Source organism: Pantoea sp. X-Soil-ISGK-285 (assembly GCF_059730815.1).
Map to the genome: position 1 here is coordinate 313,010 of NZ_AP035938.1, position 17,874 is coordinate 330,883.

The 17,874-nt window shown below is 55.3% G+C and carries 16 protein-coding genes; 12 read left to right on the plus strand and 4 right to left on the minus strand.

What is annotated here, in order from left to right; translation table 11 throughout:
* Positions 1-388 precede the first annotated feature (388 nt).
* The 3 genes from AC6I8B_RS01380 to pspG all read left to right on the plus strand — a co-directional run bounded on the left by AC6I8B_RS01380 (position 389) and on the right by pspG (position 3,186).
* Positions 389-1,639: a conjugal transfer protein TraF gene (locus tag AC6I8B_RS01380; protein WP_010672213.1), complete on the plus strand. Its 1,251-nt coding sequence runs from the start codon at positions 389-391 to the stop codon at positions 1,637-1,639.
* 107 nt (positions 1,640-1,746) lie between these two features.
* Positions 1,747-2,739: a tRNA dihydrouridine(20/20a) synthase DusA gene (dusA, locus tag AC6I8B_RS01385; RefSeq protein WP_010252200.1), complete on the plus strand. Its 993-nt coding sequence runs from the start codon at positions 1,747-1,749 to the stop codon at positions 2,737-2,739.
* A gap of 180 nt (positions 2,740-2,919) precedes the next feature.
* Positions 2,920-3,186, plus strand: coding sequence for an envelope stress response protein PspG (gene pspG, locus AC6I8B_RS01390; RefSeq protein ID WP_010252199.1), 267 nt, complete (start codon positions 2,920-2,922; stop codon positions 3,184-3,186).
* 210 nt (positions 3,187-3,396) lie between these two features.
* On the opposite strand, the gene AC6I8B_RS01395 is transcribed toward pspG, so the two are convergent.
* Positions 3,397-4,380, minus strand: coding sequence for a quinone oxidoreductase (locus AC6I8B_RS01395; RefSeq protein WP_010252198.1), 984 nt, complete (start codon positions 4,378-4,380; stop codon positions 3,397-3,399).
* 96 nt (positions 4,381-4,476) lie between these two features.
* Between AC6I8B_RS01395 and dnaB the strand changes: the two genes are divergently transcribed.
* The 6 genes from dnaB (at position 4,477) to AC6I8B_RS01425 (ending at position 9,445) form a co-directional block, all read left to right on the plus strand.
* Positions 4,477-5,883, plus strand: a complete 1,407-nt coding sequence (gene dnaB, locus AC6I8B_RS01400; protein WP_010252197.1) for a replicative DNA helicase — start codon at positions 4,477-4,479, stop codon at positions 5,881-5,883.
* A 129-nt stretch (positions 5,884-6,012) separates the two neighbouring features.
* On the plus strand, positions 6,013-6,492 hold the full coding sequence (locus AC6I8B_RS01405) for an Lrp/AsnC family transcriptional regulator (protein WP_010252196.1): 480 nt from the start codon (positions 6,013-6,015) through the stop codon (positions 6,490-6,492).
* Positions 6,493-6,732: 240 nt separating this feature from the next.
* Positions 6,733-7,347: a YitT family protein gene (locus AC6I8B_RS01410; RefSeq protein WP_497817560.1), complete on the plus strand. Its 615-nt coding sequence runs from the start codon at positions 6,733-6,735 to the stop codon at positions 7,345-7,347.
* A 40-nt stretch (positions 7,348-7,387) separates the two neighbouring features.
* The gene (locus tag AC6I8B_RS01415; protein ID WP_179257391.1) at positions 7,388-8,581 is read left to right on the plus strand and encodes an amino acid aminotransferase; all 1,194 of its coding nucleotides are present in this window, start codon (positions 7,388-7,390) and stop codon (positions 8,579-8,581) included.
* Positions 8,582-8,702: 121 nt separating this feature from the next.
* A complete protein-coding gene (locus tag AC6I8B_RS01420; RefSeq protein WP_010252188.1) occupies positions 8,703-9,122 on the plus strand; it encodes a secondary thiamine-phosphate synthase enzyme YjbQ in 420 nt (139 codons plus the stop codon).
* Entirely contained in the window at positions 9,122-9,445 is a 324-nt protein-coding gene (locus tag AC6I8B_RS01425; RefSeq protein WP_010252186.1) for an MmcQ/YjbR family DNA-binding protein, read from the plus strand. Before AC6I8B_RS01420 ends, AC6I8B_RS01425 begins: the two co-directional genes overlap by 1 nt.
* A gap of 52 nt (positions 9,446-9,497) precedes the next feature.
* Here the strand turns inward: AC6I8B_RS01425 and AC6I8B_RS01430 are convergent, their stop codons facing one another.
* Entirely contained in the window at positions 9,498-10,562 is a 1,065-nt protein-coding gene (locus AC6I8B_RS01430; RefSeq protein ID WP_010252184.1) for an NAD(P)-dependent alcohol dehydrogenase, read from the minus strand.
* A gap of 233 nt (positions 10,563-10,795) precedes the next feature.
* Positions 10,796-13,624: an excinuclease ABC subunit UvrA gene (gene uvrA / locus AC6I8B_RS01435; RefSeq protein WP_010252182.1), complete on the minus strand. Its 2,829-nt coding sequence runs from the start codon at positions 13,622-13,624 to the stop codon at positions 10,796-10,798.
* Positions 13,625-13,848: 224 nt separating this feature from the next.
* Here uvrA and ssb1 point away from each other — a divergent pair, with 224 nt between their 5' ends.
* The gene (gene ssb1 / locus AC6I8B_RS01440; protein ID WP_010252180.1) at positions 13,849-14,412 is read left to right on the plus strand and encodes a single-stranded DNA-binding protein SSB1; all 564 of its coding nucleotides are present in this window, start codon (positions 13,849-13,851) and stop codon (positions 14,410-14,412) included.
* Positions 14,413-14,483: 71 nt separating this feature from the next.
* Here the strand turns inward: ssb1 and AC6I8B_RS01445 are convergent, their stop codons facing one another.
* Positions 14,484-15,005, minus strand: coding sequence for an isochorismatase family protein (locus AC6I8B_RS01445; protein WP_497817561.1), 522 nt, complete (start codon positions 15,003-15,005; stop codon positions 14,484-14,486).
* Positions 15,006-15,125: 120 nt separating this feature from the next.
* Between AC6I8B_RS01445 and AC6I8B_RS01450 the strand changes: the two genes are divergently transcribed.
* Positions 15,126-15,953: an AraC family transcriptional regulator gene (locus tag AC6I8B_RS01450; RefSeq protein WP_179257386.1), complete on the plus strand. Its 828-nt coding sequence runs from the start codon at positions 15,126-15,128 to the stop codon at positions 15,951-15,953.
* A gap of 77 nt (positions 15,954-16,030) precedes the next feature.
* Entirely contained in the window at positions 16,031-16,990 is a 960-nt protein-coding gene (locus tag AC6I8B_RS01455) for a DMT family transporter (protein WP_346550587.1), read from the plus strand.
* Positions 16,991-17,874: the final 884 nt, after the last annotated feature.

Genomic DNA, 17,874 nt, shown 5'->3' on the forward strand with positions numbered 1-17,874 from the left:
GGTTTTCGTCTGAAAAAACAGCATCATTTGCCTGATAAAGCAGCATAATCAGAATTTAAGCCGTCTTCTATCTCAAATCTGACGACAAATCAGATCCATTCTGAATCCACCTGAAGCGGAATTTGTTGGCATTTTGCTTTGCATCTCACTGAGTTAAGAAGTAATGTTCAGAAAGACTTAAGAAAAGTCTGGCATTATTTGAAATATCCCAATGCAGTTTGAACAATTACAACGGTTTTTTGATTGGAAAACGTCCAATCCTTTGAATTAAGACACTGTTTCCTTTGAATTCACAGCAATAACGCGTTAGCCAGGGTTCACAATAGGGCTAACAAACTATTCAGTCATTGAATGTTTCAATGACAATTTCTCAGGTGATGGCAGGCAAATGGTGAAAAAATCCGCTCAACGTTCAGCGCTAATCTACACAGCTGTAACGACCGCGCTTTTCCTTTCTTCTTCCGCCATGGCGGCAGGGACCTGGTATGATGCACGTAATGACGCCATGGGCGGCACCGGCGTAGCATCTTCTCTTTATGGCTCCGCAGTGCTGGCGAACCCGGCATTAATGACGCGCGCCAAACCCGACGATAGCGTCAGCATTATTTTCCCTTCAGCCGGTATTCAGGTCACCGACAAAGATAAGCTGATAGATAAAGTGGATGATATTACCGATACCGTTGATCGCTACCGCGACGTGCTCAGTAATTTAACCTTCGCTGATTATCTGCGTGGCTATCCTGAAGTGCGCGCCGCCTCAGGCGATGTCGCCAACCAGCTAAATGATTTACGCGGCAACAAAGCGGACGGTAACGCCGGGGTTGCCCTGGCCGTCACTATCCCTGACGAGACGCTGCCTTTCGCCTTTATCACCAAAGCCTATGGCTCAGCGCACGTGCGTGCCAATGTGGTCCAGAGCGATATCGACTATCTGCGCGGTGTGGCTAACGGCACAGTGCTTCCTCGTCCTGGCGATCAAAATAACCTGCGCTCCAGCGCGAATGGCTTAGCGGCGCTGGTCACCGATTATGGTGTGGCGGTGGCGCATGAGTTCACCATCGCTGGTCAGCCAGTATCGGTAGGCGTCACACCGAAAGTGCAGAAAACCTGGCTCTATAACTACACCGCCAGTATTTACAACTACGACAAAAGTGACATCAATAACAGCCAGTATCGCAGCACCGACACCGGCTTCAACGTTGATGCCGGTCTGGCGACCACCTTTGCTGAAAACTGGACGCTGGGTGTAACCGGACAGAACCTGGTTTCACGCGATCTGCAGACCAAAGAGGTCAATGGTTTCCGCGACACCTACCAGATTCGCCCGCTGGTCACCACCGGTCTGGCCTGGGATAAAGGTCCGTTTACCGTGACGGGCGATGTGGATCTGACTGAAACCAAACGCTTCAAAACTCAGGATAACAGCCAGTATGCGGCAGTGGGCGCGGAATACCGCGTACTTGACTGGCTGCAGCTGCGTGCAGGTTATCGTGCGGACATGCGTTCTAACGACGAAAATGTCGCTACGGCCGGTTTTGGTCTGTCACCGTTTAACAAAGCCGTACATCTGGATCTGGCGGGCTCTGTGGGTGCTAACAACACCTGGGGCGCGATGATGCAGCTGGGCTTTAACTTCTAAGCGCGTTATTCAGACTGTTCGGGGGCGGGCGATGCACTATCGCCCGCCCTTGTGTTATCCTTGCACAGAATTCCATCACCCCTTAATTACCGGATTGTCTGCGCTTCATGCCTAATTTCTCTTCGCAACGTTTCTCTATCGCCCCTATGCTCGACTGGACCGATCGTCACTGTCGCTATTTTCATCGCCAGCTGACCGGTGACACGCTGCTCTACACCGAAATGGTGACCACGGGCGCAATCATTCATGGCAAAGGGGATTACCTGGCTTACAGTGAGGCTGAGCATCCGGTCGCGTTGCAGCTTGGTGGTAGCGATCCGGCGGCACTGGCGCAGTGCGCGAAGCTGGCAGAGCAGCGCGGCTATGATGAAGTGAACCTTAATGTCGGCTGTCCCTCTGATCGGGTGCAGAATGGCCGTTTCGGCGCCTGCCTGATGGCCGAGGCGAATCTGGTCGCAGATGCCGTTAAAGCGATGCGCGACGTGGTTTCAATTCCGGTCACGGTGAAAACCCGCATTGGTATCGATGAGCTGGACAGCTATGAATTCCTGACCGATTTTATCGGCACGGTGGCGGGACGCGGTGAGTGTGAGACATTTATCATTCATGCGCGTAAAGCCTGGCTCTCCGGCCTCAGCCCGAAAGAGAACCGCGAGATTCCACCGCTGGATTATCCCCGCGTCTATCAGCTGAAACGCGATTTTCCGCAACTGACCATTGCCCTCAATGGCGGCGTGAAAACCCTGGAAGAGGCACTGACCCATCTGCAACACCTTGACGGCGTGATGATGGGACGTGAAGCCTACCAAAACCCCGGCATTCTGGCGCAGGTCGATCAGACATTGTTTGGTCGTCAGCATCCGGCGGCGAACCCGGTTGAAGTGGTGCGCGCCATGTATCCCTATATTGAAGCGGAACTGGCAAAGGGGACGTATCTGGGACATGTCACGCGCCATATGCTGGGTCTGTTCCAGGGGATCCCGGGCGCCCGCCAGTGGCGACGCCACCTGAGTGAAAATGCCCACAAACCCGGTGCCGATGTCCGTGTGCTGGAGGCGGCGCTGGCGCTGGTAGCGGATAAAATCCCCCAGGAAGCCTGACGCCTCACCTGAACCCGAAAAAACCAGCTCTGAATGCTGGTTTTTTTTACGCCACTATGTGGTTTTTCTCACCAGGTGGCGCTCTTCTGTTTATCTCTTATCAGAAAAAAATCAATGAGTTAACTGTTGGCACGTTTTTTGTAATAGCTATAACAATCAATCTCAAAAAGGAGCGCTGACGTGGAAATTTTATTCGTATTGGGGTTTTTCCTGATGCTGTTGCTGACCGGCGTTTCGCTGTTAGGCGTGCTGGCGGCACTGGTGGTAGCAACCATCGTGATGTTTGTCGGTGGGCTGTTTGCAATTGTTATTAAAGTGTTGCCGTGGCTGGTGCTGGCGGTGATTGCGGTCTGGCTGCATCGTGCCTTTTTTGGCGACAGCGATGAGCGAGCACGTCGTAAGCTGCGGCGTAAGATCAACAGGTTAGACCGCAAAGGCTGGCGCTAAATGCGGTGAAGATCACAGTGTGAGAGATTGGTCAGGGCTGATCTGCAATTAAACATATTTTTTACTTATGTTTTCTGGCAGGATGCCTGTCGTCAAATCGATGTGCCATCGACTCGACACGAATTCATCGCCGCTGTCCCTACACCAGCGCGAACAAAAAATAAAAAAAGAGAAGGGCTTCCCGCAGGAGGCCCTTTTTGTTGCTCACTACTATGGAATTAAGAGACAGGATCCCTGCGTGGCGCGGCTCTCCAGCATCTGGTGCGCTTTGCTGGCCTCTTTCAGCGCAAACTTCTGCTGCTCCGGCACATCAACTTTAATTGCGCCACTCGCCAGCAGCGAGAAAAGCTCGGCACTGGCGGTTTCCAGCTCCTGGCGGTTGGTGATATAGCCAAACAGTGAAGGGCGGGTCACAAACAGCGAGCCTTTCTTATTCAGAATGCCGAGATCAATCCCGGTCACCGGACCCGAAGCATTGCCAAAACTGACCATCAGCCCATGACGGCGCAATGAGTCCAGCGATGCTTCCCAGGTATCTTTGCCCACGGAGTCATAAACTACACCCACTTTTTTCCCGTCGGTCAGTTCGCTGACGCGTTGCGCAATATTCTCTTCGCGGTAGTTAATCGTCGCCCAGGCGCCGGCCTTTTTCGCCATCGCTGCCTTTTCTGCTGACCCGACTGTGCCAATCAAATGGGCACCCAGCGCTTTTGCCCACTGACAGGCAATTAACCCGACGCCGCCCGCTGCGGCATGAAACAGGAAGGTCTCACCGGCGCTGATTTTATAGGTCTGGCGCAGCAGATATTGTGTGGTCAGCCCTTTCAGGTAGCTGGCTGCGCCCTGCTCAAAGCTGATCGCCTCCGGGAGATGCATCAGGCGATCTTCCGCCACGTTGTGCACTTCGCTATAGGCCCCCATCGACGCCAGACAGTAGACCACGCGATCGCCGGGCTTAAATAATGTCACGCCACGTCCAACCCGCGACACCACGCCTGCGGCTTCTGTACCCAGGCCAGAGGGAAAAGCGGCGACCGGATAAAGCCCGCTGCGAACATAGGTATCGATGTAATTAATCCCGATAGCGCGATGTTCTACCTGCACTTCATGTTCGGCCGGGTCAGCAGGTTCAAAATCTGTCCACTCTAAAACGTCCGGGCCGCCATGTGCGCTGAACTGAATACGCTTTGCCATTCTGACTCCTGTGATTGTTTCATCATGAGGGTGAGGCACGCACCCCAACTAAGGTATACTTGCGCGTCCCCACAGAAGATCGGTAATGCATTCACTATGGCAGGAAATAAACCCACCAACAAATCGAACGAAACGCAGGATCGCCAGCTCGCAGGCGTGAAAATGCCCCCGCATTCGCTGGAAGCGGAGCAGTCGGTGCTCGGTGGGTTAATGCTGGATAACGAGCGCTGGGACAATGTCTCTGAGCGCGTCGTCGCGAATGATTTTTTCAACCGCTCGCATCGGCTGATTTTTTCAGAGATGCAGCGGCTGCTGGAAAACAGCAAACCTATTGACCTGATTACGCTCTCCGAATCGCTGGAAACCCGTGGCGAGCTGGAGATGGCGGGCGGCTTCGCCTATCTGGCGGAACTGGCGAAAAACACCCCGAGCGCGGCGAACATCGGCGCCTATGCTGACATCGTGCGCGAACGTGCGGTGGTGCGTGAGATGATCGCCGTCGCTAACCAGATTGCCGATGCCGGTTATGATCCGCAGGGGCGTAACAGCGAAGAGCTGCTCGACTTCGCGGAGTCGAACGTCTTTAAAATTGCGGAAGCCCGCGCGGATAAGGATGCTGGCCCGAAAAACATCGAGCAGATTCTGGAATCGACCGTCTCGCGTATCGAATCGCTCTATCAGACACCGCACGATGGCGTCACCGGCGTCGATACCGGCTATCAGGATCTGAATAAAAAGACCGCGGGCCTGCAGGGTTCTGATCTGATTATTGTTGCCGCACGTCCTTCGATGGGTAAAACCACCTTTGCGATGAACCTGTGCGAAAACGCCGCCATGCTGCAGGAAAAACCGGTGCTGATCTTCAGTCTGGAGATGCCCAGCGAGCAGATCATGATGCGTATGCTGGCGTCACTCTCCCGCGTCGATCAGACCCGCATCCGTACCGGGCAGCTGGATGATGAGGACTGGGCGCGTATTTCCGGCACCATGGGTATCCTGCTGGAGAAGAAGAACATGTACATTGATGACTCTTCCGGCCTGACGCCCACCGAAGTGCGTTCGCGCGCCCGCCGCATCTACCGTGAAAACGGTGGATTAAGCATGATCATGATCGACTATCTGCAGCTGATGCGTGTGCCGTCGCTGTCGGACAACCGTACGCTGGAAATTGCTGAGATCTCCCGCTCGCTGAAAGCACTGGCCAAAGAGCTGAACGTGCCGGTTGTGGCGCTGTCGCAGCTTAACCGCTCGCTGGAGCAGCGAGCCGATAAACGTCCGGTCAACTCGGATCTGCGTGAATCGGGCTCGATCGAGCAGGATGCGGATTTGATCATGTTTATCTATCGCGATGAGGTTTACCACGAAAACAGCGATCTTAAAGGGATCGCGGAGATCATTCTGGGTAAACAGCGTAACGGCCCGATCGGTACAGTACGCCTGACCTTTAACGGTCAGTGGTCACGCTTCGACAACTACGCTGGCCCGCAATACGACGACGAATAATCCCCGGTTTGTGCTGTCATGCACGATCTGTGCATGACAGCACCCATCATCACAAAATAGTGTTGGACAACCTCTCGGGTTATCGGGTTATCTGTAACAAAGCGACGCCCATCACGCTGTGGAAACGGAATGACTCACGTAGACGATTACGACCTTAAAATCCTGACTTTATTACAATCCAACGGCCGTCTGACCAACCAGGAACTCAGCGATCTGGTCGGCCTTTCCGCCTCACAATGTTCCCGCCGTCGTATCAATCTGGAACAGGCTAATCTGATCCTGGGTTATCATGCCCGGCTGTCGCCCGATGCGATCGGGCTTGGCATGGTGGGATTGATTGAGGTGCGCTTAATTAACCACACCGCAGAATATGTCGAGAGCTTTCACCGGATGGTGGAGCAGGAGCAGGCGATCGTGGATGCCTATAAAACCACCGGCGATGCGGACTATCTGCTTAAAGTGGCGGTGGCCGATCTCAATTCCCTTAGTGCGTTAATCAGCCAGTTAGTCGCGGGCCACCAGAGCGTTTCCCATGTGAAAACGTCGGTAGTGCTGGGACGCATGAAAGAGAACGGGCTGATGATGCTGCCTGAGCAGAAGACGCGCTAAAAAGGTGCGCGCTGTGCGCTTTTGGTGCACACTTGCGGCAATTAATGCGAAGAGCGCGCATAGAGGCGGACTTTAACGCATAGGTTGACGGTATCAGCCGGAATTTATGCACAAAGTTCTTTTTTAAAGCGCCTTAGATATCAATGGGATATCGCTGGCACCCGGTTTACAGCAGTTCAGTGCTGTGGCGATGGTGCGTTTTTTGCATCGAAACCGCATCCTTTGCCCTGAGAAAACCCCATGGATAACATCGCAGAACCCTCCCGCGTCCCGCATTCGCGCATTGAAGATGCGCTGGCGATGGTGCTTGGCACCCTGATGGTCTCGTTCGGCGTCATTATGCTGAAACAGGCGGGAGCGCTGACCGGCAGCACCGCAGGCATCGCCTTTCTGATCAGCTACCTGTCGCCGCTTTCGTTCGGCAGCGCGTTTTTCCTGATCAACATCCCTTTTTACTGGCTGGCGGTAAAACGCATGGGCTGGGAATTTACGCTGAAAACCTTCTGCGCCGTCGGTCTGGTGTCGCTGTTTACCCAGCTGCACCCGCTGTTCGTCCACTTTTCTGACCTTAACCCCTTCTATGCGACACTGTTCGGTAACGTCATCATGGGAATCGGGTTTATAGTGTTATTTCGTCATAAGGCGAGCCTGGGCGGCATCAATATTCTGGCGCTGTGGCTACAGGATCGCTTTGGGATCCGCGCGGGGAAGCTGCAAATGGTGGTCGATACCTGCGTCGTGCTGGCGTCACTCTATGTGGTGAGTGGCCCCATCCTGCTCGCGTCGATTGCGGGTGCGGTGATCCTGAATCTGATTATTGCAATGAACCACCGTCCGGGACGCTATCGGGTTTAATCCGCATCTTCCCTCTGGACCAATCATGGAGACCTACACCGTGTTTCAAAACGTTGATGCCTATGCTGGCGATCCGATTCTGTCGTTGATGGAAGCCTTCAAACAAGACCCACGCGAACACAAAGTTAACCTGAGTATCGGCCTCTATTACGACGAAAAGGGCATCATCCCGCAGCTGAAGGCTGTAGCCGCTGCCGAAGAGCAGATCTATGCTGAGCCGCATCAGGCATCGCTCTATCTGCCAATGGAAGGACTGAACAGCTACCGTAGTGCGATTGCACCGCTGCTGTTTGGTGCCGATCATCCGGTGTTAAACGCGGGCCGTATCGCCTCTATTCAGACGCTGGGCGGTTCTGGCGCGCTGAAAGTGGGCGCGGATTTCCTTAAGCGCTACTTCCCGCAGTCTGCGATCTGGGTCAGCGATCCGACCTGGGAAAACCACGTCGCGATTTTTAATGGTGCAGGTTTTGAGGTAAATACCTATCCCTGGTATGACGCAGAGACCCACGGCGTGCGGTTTGATGCCTTTATCAGCACCCTGAAAACCCTGCCAGCGCAGAGCGTCGTGCTGCTGCATCCCTGCTGTCATAACCCGACCGGTGCTGACCTGACCGATGCGCAGTGGGATCAGACCGTTGAGGTGCTGAAAGCACAGCAGCTGATTCCTTTCCTGGATATCGCCTATCAGGGCTTTGGTGCCGGCATGCAGCAGGATGCCTATGCGCTGCGTGCAGTCGCGGCGGCGGGCCTGCCAGCCCTGGTGAGCAACTCCTTCTCCAAAATTTTCTCGCTCTATGGCGAGCGCGTGGGCGGTCTCTCTATCGTCTGTGACAGCGCCGAAGAGTCAGCGCGTGTGCTGGGCCAGTTAAAAGCCACGGTTCGCCGCAACTACTCCAGCCCGCCGAATTTCGGTGCGCAGGTTGTCGCGCGCGTACTCAACGATGACGAGTTGAAAGCCAGCTGGCTGGCTGAAGTGGAAGCGATGCGCTTACGCATTCTGGACATGCGTCAGTCGCTGGTGGACGTGCTGAGCACTGCACTGCCAGGTAAAAACTTCGACTACCTGCTGAAGCAGCGTGGCATGTTCAGCTACACCGGCCTGAGTGCGCAGCAGGTCGATCGTCTGCGTAACGAATTTGGCATCTATCTGGTGGGCAGCGGCCGCATGTGTGTGGCCGGTCTGAACAGCAAAAATGTGCATCAGGTGGCTGAAGCGTTTGCCGCCGTGATGTAACGGCCGCCAGGCTGTAAAAAAAACCGTCAGGGTGCTCTCTGGCGGTTTTTTTATGGGTCAGGGTTTACCTTTCGGCGACATGCTGCACACTTAAACGGGGTAACCGTTTCAGGAATAAGCTATGTGGCATCAACAAACTATTACGCTGAGCGCGAAGCCGCGCGGGTTTCATCTGGTCACCGATGAGATCGTGAACTCGCTCTCCGGACTGCGTGATATCAAAACCGGTCTGCTGCATCTGCTGTTGCAGCACACTTCGGCGTCGTTAACCTTAAATGAGAATTGCGACCCGACGGTGCGCAGCGACATGGAGCAGCATTTCATGCGGCACGTGCCGGAGAATGCGCCTTATCAGCACGATTACGAAGGGCGTGATGATATGCCGGCGCACATCAAATCGTCGATCTTAGGGGTTTCGTTGTTATTACCGGTTCAGCGGGGACGTCTGGTGCTGGGCACCTGGCAGGGTATCTGGCTGGGCGAGCATCGCATTGAGGGCGGTGCCAGGCGGATTGTCGCCACTTTACAAGGGGAATCGTAATGAATAACTCAGACTTACTGACCTATTGCATGAGCAAGCCGGGCGCGGAGCAGAGCGTCCACAGTGACTGGAAAGCCACGCAGATTAAAAGCAACGGCGTGCTGTTTGCGATGGTACATGAGGCGAAAGGGAGGCCAGCGGTCTCGCTGAAATCGACGCCTGCGCTGGCCGAATTACTGCGCGAAGAGCATAGCGATATTATTCCCAGCGAGCATCTGAACAAGTCACACTGGAGCACGCTGTTCCTGGACGGTTCGCTGAAAGATTCGCAGATCTACTATCTGGTCGATGCCTCATTCCAGCAGGTTGCAACGGCCCGCTAAATGGCAATAAAAAACTCTCTTACCTGAGCAAGAGGGTTTCAGAGGCAACGTGTTACGCGGCAGGCTGCTCGCGCAGGGTATTAATGTCGATAACGAAGCGGTATTTCACATCGCTTTTCAGCATGCGCTCATAGGCTTCATTGATCTGGTCCATCGCGATCAGTTCAATGTCTGACGTAATGCCGTGCTCACCACAGAAATCGAGCATCTCCTGGGTCTCTGCGATGCCGCCAATCAGTGAACCGGCGATGCTGCGACGCTTGAAGATCAGGTTAAATACCTGCGGTGCCGGGTGATCGTGCTCCGGTGCACCCACCAGCGTCATGTTGCCATCCAGCTTCAGCAGGGTGATGAAGGGGTTGAGATCGTGCTGAGCCGCCACGGTATTCAGAATGAAGTCGAAGCTGTTGGCGTGCTGCGCCATCTGCTCCGCATCTTTAGAGATCACGACTTCATCGGCACCCAGACGTTTGCCATCTTCAATTTTGGAAGGCGAGGTGGTGAACAGCACCACATGTGCGCCCATGGCATGGGCAATTTTCACGCCCATATGGCCCAGGCCGCCTAAGCCTACGATACCCACTTTCTTGCCCGGGCCGACATTCCAGTGGCGCAGCGGCGAGTAAGTGGTGATACCGGCACACAGCAGCGGTGCCACGCCCGCCAGCTCCAGGTTCTCGGGAATGCGCAGCACAAAGCTCTCATCAACCACCATCGACGTTGAGTAACCGCCGTAGGTAATGGCGCCGGTTTCACGATCTTCACCGTTATAGGTGCCAACAAAGCCGTTTTCACAATACTGCTCCAGACCCTGCTGACAGCTCGGACAGCTGCGGCACGAATCGACCATGCAGCCTACGCCGACCAGATCGCCGACTTTGTATTTCTGCGTCTGCGGGCCAACGGCCGTGACGCGACCGACAATTTCATGGCCCGGAACCACGGGAAAAATGGTGTTTTTCCACTCATTACGGGCCTGATGCAGGTCTGAGTGGCAAACGCCACAGAACAGCACCTCAAGCTGAACGTCATGGGCGCGCAGCTCACGCGGCTTAAAATCGAACGGTGCCAGTTTGGATTTTGCATCCTGAGCAGCATACGCATGCGTAATATTCATGGTGTCTCCAGTTTCGATGTGTCGTGAGTGTTATTCGATGAAGTGCAGCAGCGTTGATGTGCTGCGAAAACAGGGCGACGCCAGGGGCGTGCCAAAGAGGAACCGCTTAAGGATAGTCAGCGTGGGGAAAAGCGTATATGCCTATACATGTCTGAATCTTGCCTGATTCTGCAATTTTCTGGCTGAATCGACAGGGGAGAGTAAAAGGCCCGCACGCGGCGGGCCTGACAGAATTACTTCTGTAACAGTGGCTTCAGGAAGCGCGCGGTATGTGATTTCTCACATTCCGCCACGGTTTCTGGCGTACCAGCTACCAGGATTTCACCGCCGCCGCTGCCGCCTTCCGGACCCAGGTCGACAATCCAGTCTGCAGTTTTAACCACATCCAGGTTGTGCTCAATCACCACGATGGTGTTGCCCTGATCGCGCAGCTTATGCAGCACTTCCAGCAGCTGCTGGATATCGGCAAAGTGCAGGCCGGTGGTCGGCTCATCCAGAATGTAGAGTGTCTGACCGGTGCCACGCTTCGACAGCTCACGCGCCAGCTTCACGCGCTGGGCTTCACCGCCGGAAAGAGTGGTCGCGGACTGACCGAGGCGGATGTAGGTGAGACCCACATCGATCAGCGTCTGCAACTTACGCGCCAGCGCCGGCACCGCATCGAAGAACTCACGTGCCTCTTCGATGGTCATCTCCAGCACTTCGTGAATGCTCTTGCCTTTGTACTTCACTTCCAGCGTTTCACGGTTATAGCGTTTGCCTTTGCACTGATCGCACGGCACATAAATGTCCGGCAGGAAGTGCATTTCGACTTTCAGCACGCCATCGCCCTGACAGGCTTCACAGCGACCGCCACGCACGTTAAAGCTGAAGCGGCCCGGATTATAGCCGCGCGAACGCGCTTCCGGCACGCCCGCAAACAGTTCACGCACTGGGGTGAAGATGCCGGTGTAGGTGGCCGGGTTGGAGCGCGGTGTACGACCAATCGGACTCTGGTCGATGTCGATCACTTTGTCGAAGTGCTCCAGTCCCGCCACGTCACGGTAAGGTGCCGGTTCGGCGATGGTCGCGCCGTTCAGCGCCCGCTGGGCAATCGGGAAGAGCGTATCGTTGATCAGGGTCGATTTACCCGAGCCGGAAACACCGGTAATACAGGTGAACAGCCCGACCGGCAGCGTCAGCGTGACATCCTTGAGGTTGTTGCCGCGTGCGCCGGTAATCTTCAGTACTTTGGCCGGGTCGCCTTTGACGCGCTCCTCTGGCACTGCAATGCCACGCTTGCCGCTCAGGAACTGGCCGGTCAGTGACGCTTCCTGCGCCATGATCTGATCAACCGTGCCTTCAGCCACCACCTGGCCGCCATGTACGCCCGCACCCGGACCGATATCGATCACATGGTCAGCGGCACGAATCGCATCTTCATCATGCTCAACCACGATCACCGTGTTACCGAGGTCGCGCAGATGAATCAGGGTGCCGAGCAGGCGTTCGTTGTCGCGCTGGTGCAGGCCGATTGAAGGCTCATCCAGCACATACATCACGCCGACCAGACCGGCACCGATCTGACTGGCCAGACGGATACGCTGTGCTTCACCACCGGACAGGGTCTCGGCGGAACGCGACATCGAAAGATAGTTCAGGCCGACGTTGACCAGGAAGCTCAGGCGATCGCCAATCTCTTTCAAAATTTTCTCGGCGATCTGCGCACGCTGGCCGCTGAGTTTCATGTTTTCAAAGAAGGACATCGCATGGCCGATGCTCATCTCAGAGATGGTCGGCAGCGTGGTGTTCTCCACGAAGACATGACGCGCTTCACGACGCAGACGGGTTCCTTCACAGCTGGCACAGGCGCGGTTGCTGATAAATTTCGCCAGCTCTTCGCGTACCGCTGAGGACTCGGTCTCTTTGTAGCGGCGCTCCATGTTATTGAGCACCCCTTCAAATGGATGACGGCGCACCGAGGTGTCGCCGCGATCGTTGATGTACTTAAATTCGATGCTCTCTTTGCCTGATCCGTACAGAATCACTTTCTGTACGTTTTCTGGCAGGCTGCCGAACGACGCTTCGATATCAAAATCGAGGTGTTCCGCCAGCGAACGCAGCATCTGGAAGTAGTAGAAATTGCGGCGATCCCAGCCGCGGATTGCACCGCCCGCCAGCGAGAGTTCAGGATTCTGCACCACTCGGTCAGGGTCAAAATATTGCTGTACGCCAAGGCCGTCACAGGTCGGACAGGCGCCCGCCGGGTTGTTAAACGAGAACAGGCGCGGCTCCAGCTCGCTCATGCTGTAACCACAGATCGGGCAGGCGAAGTTAGCCGAGAAGAGCAGCTCTTCTGCGGCGCTGTCATCCATGTCCGCCACGATGGCCGTCCCGCCGGAGAGCTCCAGCGTGGTCTCAAACGATTCCGCCAGGCGGGTTGCGAGATCTTCACGTACTTTAAAGCGGTCAATCACCACTTCAATGGTGTGCTTCTTCTGCAGCTCGAGTTTTGGCGGATCGGAGAGGTCACACACTTCGCCATCAATACGCGCACGGATATAGCCCTGGGTCGCCAGATTCTCCAGCGTTTTGGTGTGCTCACCCTTACGATCTTTCACCACCGGCGCCAGCAGCATAAGGCGACGGCCTTCCGGCTGGGAGAGCACCTGATCGACCATCTGGCTGACGGTCTGCGCCGCCAGCGGCACATCATGATCCGGGCAGCGCGGTTCGCCAACGCGGGCAAACAGCAGACGCAGGTAATCATGGATCTCGGTGATGGTTCCCACGGTCGAGCGTGGGTTGTGCGAGGTGGATTTCTGTTCAATGGAAATGGCGGGCGACAAACCTTCGATATGATCGACGTCCGGCTTCTCCATTAACGAAAGAAACTGGCGCGCATACGCAGAGAGCGACTCCACATAGCGGCGCTGACCTTCCGCATACAGCGTATCAAACGCCAGTGAGGATTTACCGGAACCTGACAGGCCGGTTACCACAATGAGTTTGTCGCGTGGGATGGTCAGGTTGATGTTTTTCAAATTATGGGTGCGGGCACCACGAACTTCGATCTTATCCATTCACCTTTCCCGGATTAGCAGCACTCACCGCGCCTTGCCGACACGGCCAGAATAAACGTGTCATTATGGCACAAAAAATAGACTGAATAAATATCCAGTACTCTCAGCCTCTGGCGCGCAGCGGATTAAAACTGGAACCCCGCTCGAAAGTGGGAAACAGACCGCAGGACGTGTTAGAATTGATAGATTAGACTGTATGCATTAACTCATCGGGAGACAGCAACATGGCCAGTCGTGGCGTTAACAAAGTGATTCTTGTCGGGAATCTGGGTCAGGATCCGGAAGTACGTTATATGCCAAATGGTGGCGCTGTTGCCAACATTACGCTGGCTACGTCGGAAAGCTGGCGCGACAAGCAGACCGGTGAAAACAAAGAGATCACTGAGTGGCACCGTGTGGTGCTGTTTGGCAAACTGGCTGAAGTCGCGGGTGAATACCTGAAAAAAGGGTCGCAGGTCTATATCGAAGGCCAGCTGCGCACCCGTAAATGGCAGGATCAGGGTGGCCAGGAGCGTTACACCACCGAAGTCGTGGTTAACGTTGGTGGTACCATGCAGATGCTGGGTGGCCGTCAGCAGGGCGGTAATGCCGGTGCAGGCGCTCCAGCCGGTGGTGGCGCGCAGGGCGGTGGCAACAACAATGGCTGGGGTCAGCCGCAGCAGCCGCAGGGCAACAATAACCAGTTCAGTGGTGGCGCGCAGTCCCGTCCGCAGCCGCAGCCACAGAGCGCGCCGGCCAGCAACAACAACGAACCACCAATGGATTTCGACGACGATATTCCGTTCTGATTCCGTTGGCCAGAGAGTACAAAAAAAGCCCGCTTTGCGGGCTTTTTTTATGCGCGGCGTCTGGCGGCCAGCTACGACCATTCCGCCAGAATCGCCTCCGTGCTCAGCACACGTGGCACGTTGCCGGAGATCAGCAGTGAGGCCCACACATCATTGTGCTGGTTAATCAGTGCTTCGGCGCTGACCCAGCGGCGATCTGCCGTGGTGTGCGCATCGGCGGCAACGGTAATCGCATAGCCCGCACTGGCACCGACTTTTATCGTGGTATCCAGGCAGTAGTCAGTGGCACAACCGCACACCACAAATTCCTCTACCGCCAGCCTCTTTAACAGCGTGGCCAGGTCGGTGTGCCAGAAGCTGTCGCAGGCAGTTTTGGTCACATAGTGTGCGCCAGCAGGCTGAGCGATTTCTGGCAGCAGCTCGAAAGCCGCATTACCCTCGCACATCTCGCCTTCGCGGTGCTGGATAAATATTGTGATATCGGCGCGTTCGGTCAGCCGGTTAATCTGTGCAATCCTTCCCGCTGTGTCGAAGCGTGGCGTGCTGAAGACGCCATTCTGCATATCAATGACCACGACTACCCGCTGTGCCATGCTTAATCCCATCTGGTTTGAAAAAAGCAGTGTTACCTGAGGCATTGCGGAAAGCAATCTTTTGCATTTTCCCCCCTGTCACAGGCATGCTAAACCGACTGGTTAAATAAGGAGAGAGAAGTGGAAGGTGTTCCGGCGAGTTTTCCCTGTGAGAAAGACCGCGCCCGGTTTCAGCAACTCGCCGAGCTGCCCGGTGTGGAACTCTATCAGGCCCACATCTCCCGCTACGCATTTGAACCCCATACCCATGAAGCCTTTGGTATCGGCACCATTGAAGCGGGCGCGCAACGCTTTCGCTACCGCGGCACCGAATATACTGCGCCGGAGAACTCGCTGGTCATGATGAATCCGGATGAGCTGCATACCGGTGAGTCAGCGTGTGAAGAGGGCTGGCGCTACCAGATGATCTACATTCAGCCGCAGCTGATGGATGAACTGACCGGCGATCGCGGCTGGTGGTTCAACGAGGCGCTGTTGACCGATCCGCGCGTGGCGCGGCCGCTCTCCCGCACGCTGGCGACACTCTGGCAGGCGGAATCACCACTGGCGCGCCAGAGCCTGCTATCAGAACTACTGTTGCAGATTCGTCCGCTGGCACGCATGTCCTCACAGGACAGACCGGATGCACGGCATCGTTTTGATCAGGTAAGAGACTTTCTGCGCGCGAACCTCGCAGAACCGGTGCGGCTGGATGAGCTGGCGGCGCTGGCCTCGCTTTCGCCGTGGCACTTCTTACGCGCCTTTCGTCAGCACTATCACGTTACGCCGCATCAGATGCTGATGGCTTTCCGGCTTTACGACGCCAAGCAAAGGCTGGCACAGGGTGAAGCGGCTGCCAGCGTTGCGGCGGCGGTGGGATTAACCGATCAGGCTCATCTGACCCGCGCCTTTGCAAACCGTTATGGCATCACGCCGGGCCGCTATCAAAAGCAGGTGCGCCAGCCCTGATACCACCGCAATCTGCTACAAGCATTCCCCGCCCGAACCCGCCACACTGAACGAAAAAGCTATATAAGGAAGAAATTATGTTTGCTGGTGTCATGTTTGCCGTCACCGCCGGACTGCTGTGGGGGCTGATCTTTGTCGGGCCGCTGCTGGTGCCTGACTATCCTGGCGCGCTGCAATCGGCGGGACGTTATGTGGCGTTTGGGCTGATTGCGCTGCCGCTGGCCTGGCACGGTCGTCATCGCCTGCGCAAGCTGGCCCGGGCCGACTGGCGTGAGGCGGTAAAGCTCTCGCTGGTGGGAAACCTCTTCTACTATGCGTTTCTGGCGAACGCCATTCAGCGCACTGGCGGGCCGGTCTCCACCATGATTATCGGCACGCTGCCGGTGGTGATCGCTGTGACGGCCAATCTCTGCTACGGCCATCTTGAAGGACGCCTGCCGTGGCGGCGGCTGTTTCCGGCACTGGTCATGATGGCGGCCGGATTACTCTGCGTGAATGCGGCGGAGCTACAGAGTCAGGGCCACACCCTTGATCTCAGCCGTTATCTGACCGGTATCGCGCTGGCGCTGCTGGCTGTGGTCTGCTGGACCTGGTATCCGCTGCGCAATGCCCGCTGGCTGCGTACACATCCCGAACTGCGGCCATCGACCTGGGCAACAGCGCAGGGAGTCGTGACGCTGCCGATGGCGCTAATCATGTACGCGCTGGTCAGCTCGCAGCTCGCCTGGCAACAGCCGGCTTTTTCGCTGCCGTTTGGGCCGCGTCCTGCGGTGTTTATCTCCCTGATGCTGGCGATTGGTCTGCTCTGTTCCTGGCTGGGGACCTTATGCTGGAACGCTGCCAGCCAGCGTCTGCCCACCGTACTGATGGGGCCACTGATTGTTTTTGAGATCCTTTTCGGTCTGTTGTGGACTTTTCTCTGGTATCAAAGCTGGCCACCCCTGCTCACCGTGACGGGGATTATTTGTCTGATGGCGGGTGTCCTGTGGGCAATGCGCATTAAACCGCAGCCTCTCGTCGTCGCGGTTAAAGAGTAAACCGCGAAGATTGCCAAAAGACCTCTGCCGCGCGGATAACACGCCGCGCGGCTTTTTAAGATTAAACCCTACCCCGATTTGCTCGCTCTCCGGCAGATTTGTGCCGCGAAATCGATTTCATGCCTCTGCGTAATCGTGCCTTTACCCCCGAAAGCCTCTTTCATCCCCTGTTTGTCAGTGAAAAAACGGGACTGATGGTCTCCTGAACATAGCCATGTTTAGCGTTGCCAGGGAGGAACTGTTCAGATATCGGTCATTAATCAGGAAAAATCGCGCAGCATTATGGACGTTATGCTTTTATCAGCGGCTTTTTATTGCGGTATGGTCCTGAGAAAGGGAGGCTGAAAACCACTATTAACTTCACTCAGTGATGAATGAGTAAGAAAACTCCGCCGCTGCGTTAATAATTAAAGATTAATCTCTGGCATCAATGATGCGCAATGAAGAGAGCGAAAAGATAGACACATAACGTTAGTGATAAGGAGCAATAAACTATTTATCCTGGATTAATCCTGGAGAAAGTATATGCCATTAACCCATTCCCCGGAATTAAACGCAGCCGCAAAAATTTGAGTCAGGTCCAGCATTAACTCAAATATACGGTGATTGTTTTTTGCGCGATGTTTAAATTGGCTTAATGATATTGAGAAGATTTAGTTCCGACTATTAGCTGAGCTTACGTAAGAAAGGGAGGGCCCAATCCCGCGTAAACGAGATTGGGAAGGGAAGAGTAGCCGTAGAATGCGAGACGTTTGCTGTTGTGAATCAATTTTACCGCAAAAAAAGAAGCTTAGCCGTGAAGCCATTCATTAGTTATAAATGGAGCGGAAAAGGGTGCCGCAATTGTCCTGTTAAATGATCTTCATCTCTTCTGGTAAGAACAA

Coding starts and splice junctions, on each gene's coding strand:
- AC6I8B_RS01380 (WP_010672213.1), top strand. CDS start 389: ATGGTGAAAAAATCCGCTCAACGTTCAGCGCTAATCTACACAGCTGTA.
- dusA (WP_010252200.1), top strand. CDS start 1,747: ATGCCTAATTTCTCTTCGCAACGTTTCTCTATCGCCCCTATGCTCGAC.
- AC6I8B_RS01395 (WP_010252198.1), bottom strand. CDS start 4,380: ATGGCAAAGCGTATTCAGTTCAGCGCACATGGCGGCCCGGACGTTTTA.
- dnaB (WP_010252197.1), top strand. CDS start 4,477: ATGGCAGGAAATAAACCCACCAACAAATCGAACGAAACGCAGGATCGC.
- AC6I8B_RS01405 (WP_010252196.1), top strand. CDS start 6,013: ATGACTCACGTAGACGATTACGACCTTAAAATCCTGACTTTATTACAA.
- AC6I8B_RS01410 (WP_497817560.1), top strand. CDS start 6,733: ATGGATAACATCGCAGAACCCTCCCGCGTCCCGCATTCGCGCATTGAA.
- AC6I8B_RS01420 (WP_010252188.1), top strand. CDS start 8,703: ATGTGGCATCAACAAACTATTACGCTGAGCGCGAAGCCGCGCGGGTTT.
- AC6I8B_RS01425 (WP_010252186.1), top strand. CDS start 9,122: ATGAATAACTCAGACTTACTGACCTATTGCATGAGCAAGCCGGGCGCG.
- AC6I8B_RS01430 (WP_010252184.1), bottom strand. CDS start 10,562: ATGAATATTACGCATGCGTATGCTGCTCAGGATGCAAAATCCAAACTG.
- uvrA (WP_010252182.1), bottom strand. CDS start 13,624: ATGGATAAGATCGAAGTTCGTGGTGCCCGCACCCATAATTTGAAAAAC.
- ssb1 (WP_010252180.1), top strand. CDS start 13,849: ATGGCCAGTCGTGGCGTTAACAAAGTGATTCTTGTCGGGAATCTGGGT.
- AC6I8B_RS01445 (WP_497817561.1), bottom strand. CDS start 15,005: ATGGCACAGCGGGTAGTCGTGGTCATTGATATGCAGAATGGCGTCTTC.
- AC6I8B_RS01455 (WP_346550587.1), top strand. CDS start 16,031: ATGTTTGCTGGTGTCATGTTTGCCGTCACCGCCGGACTGCTGTGGGGG.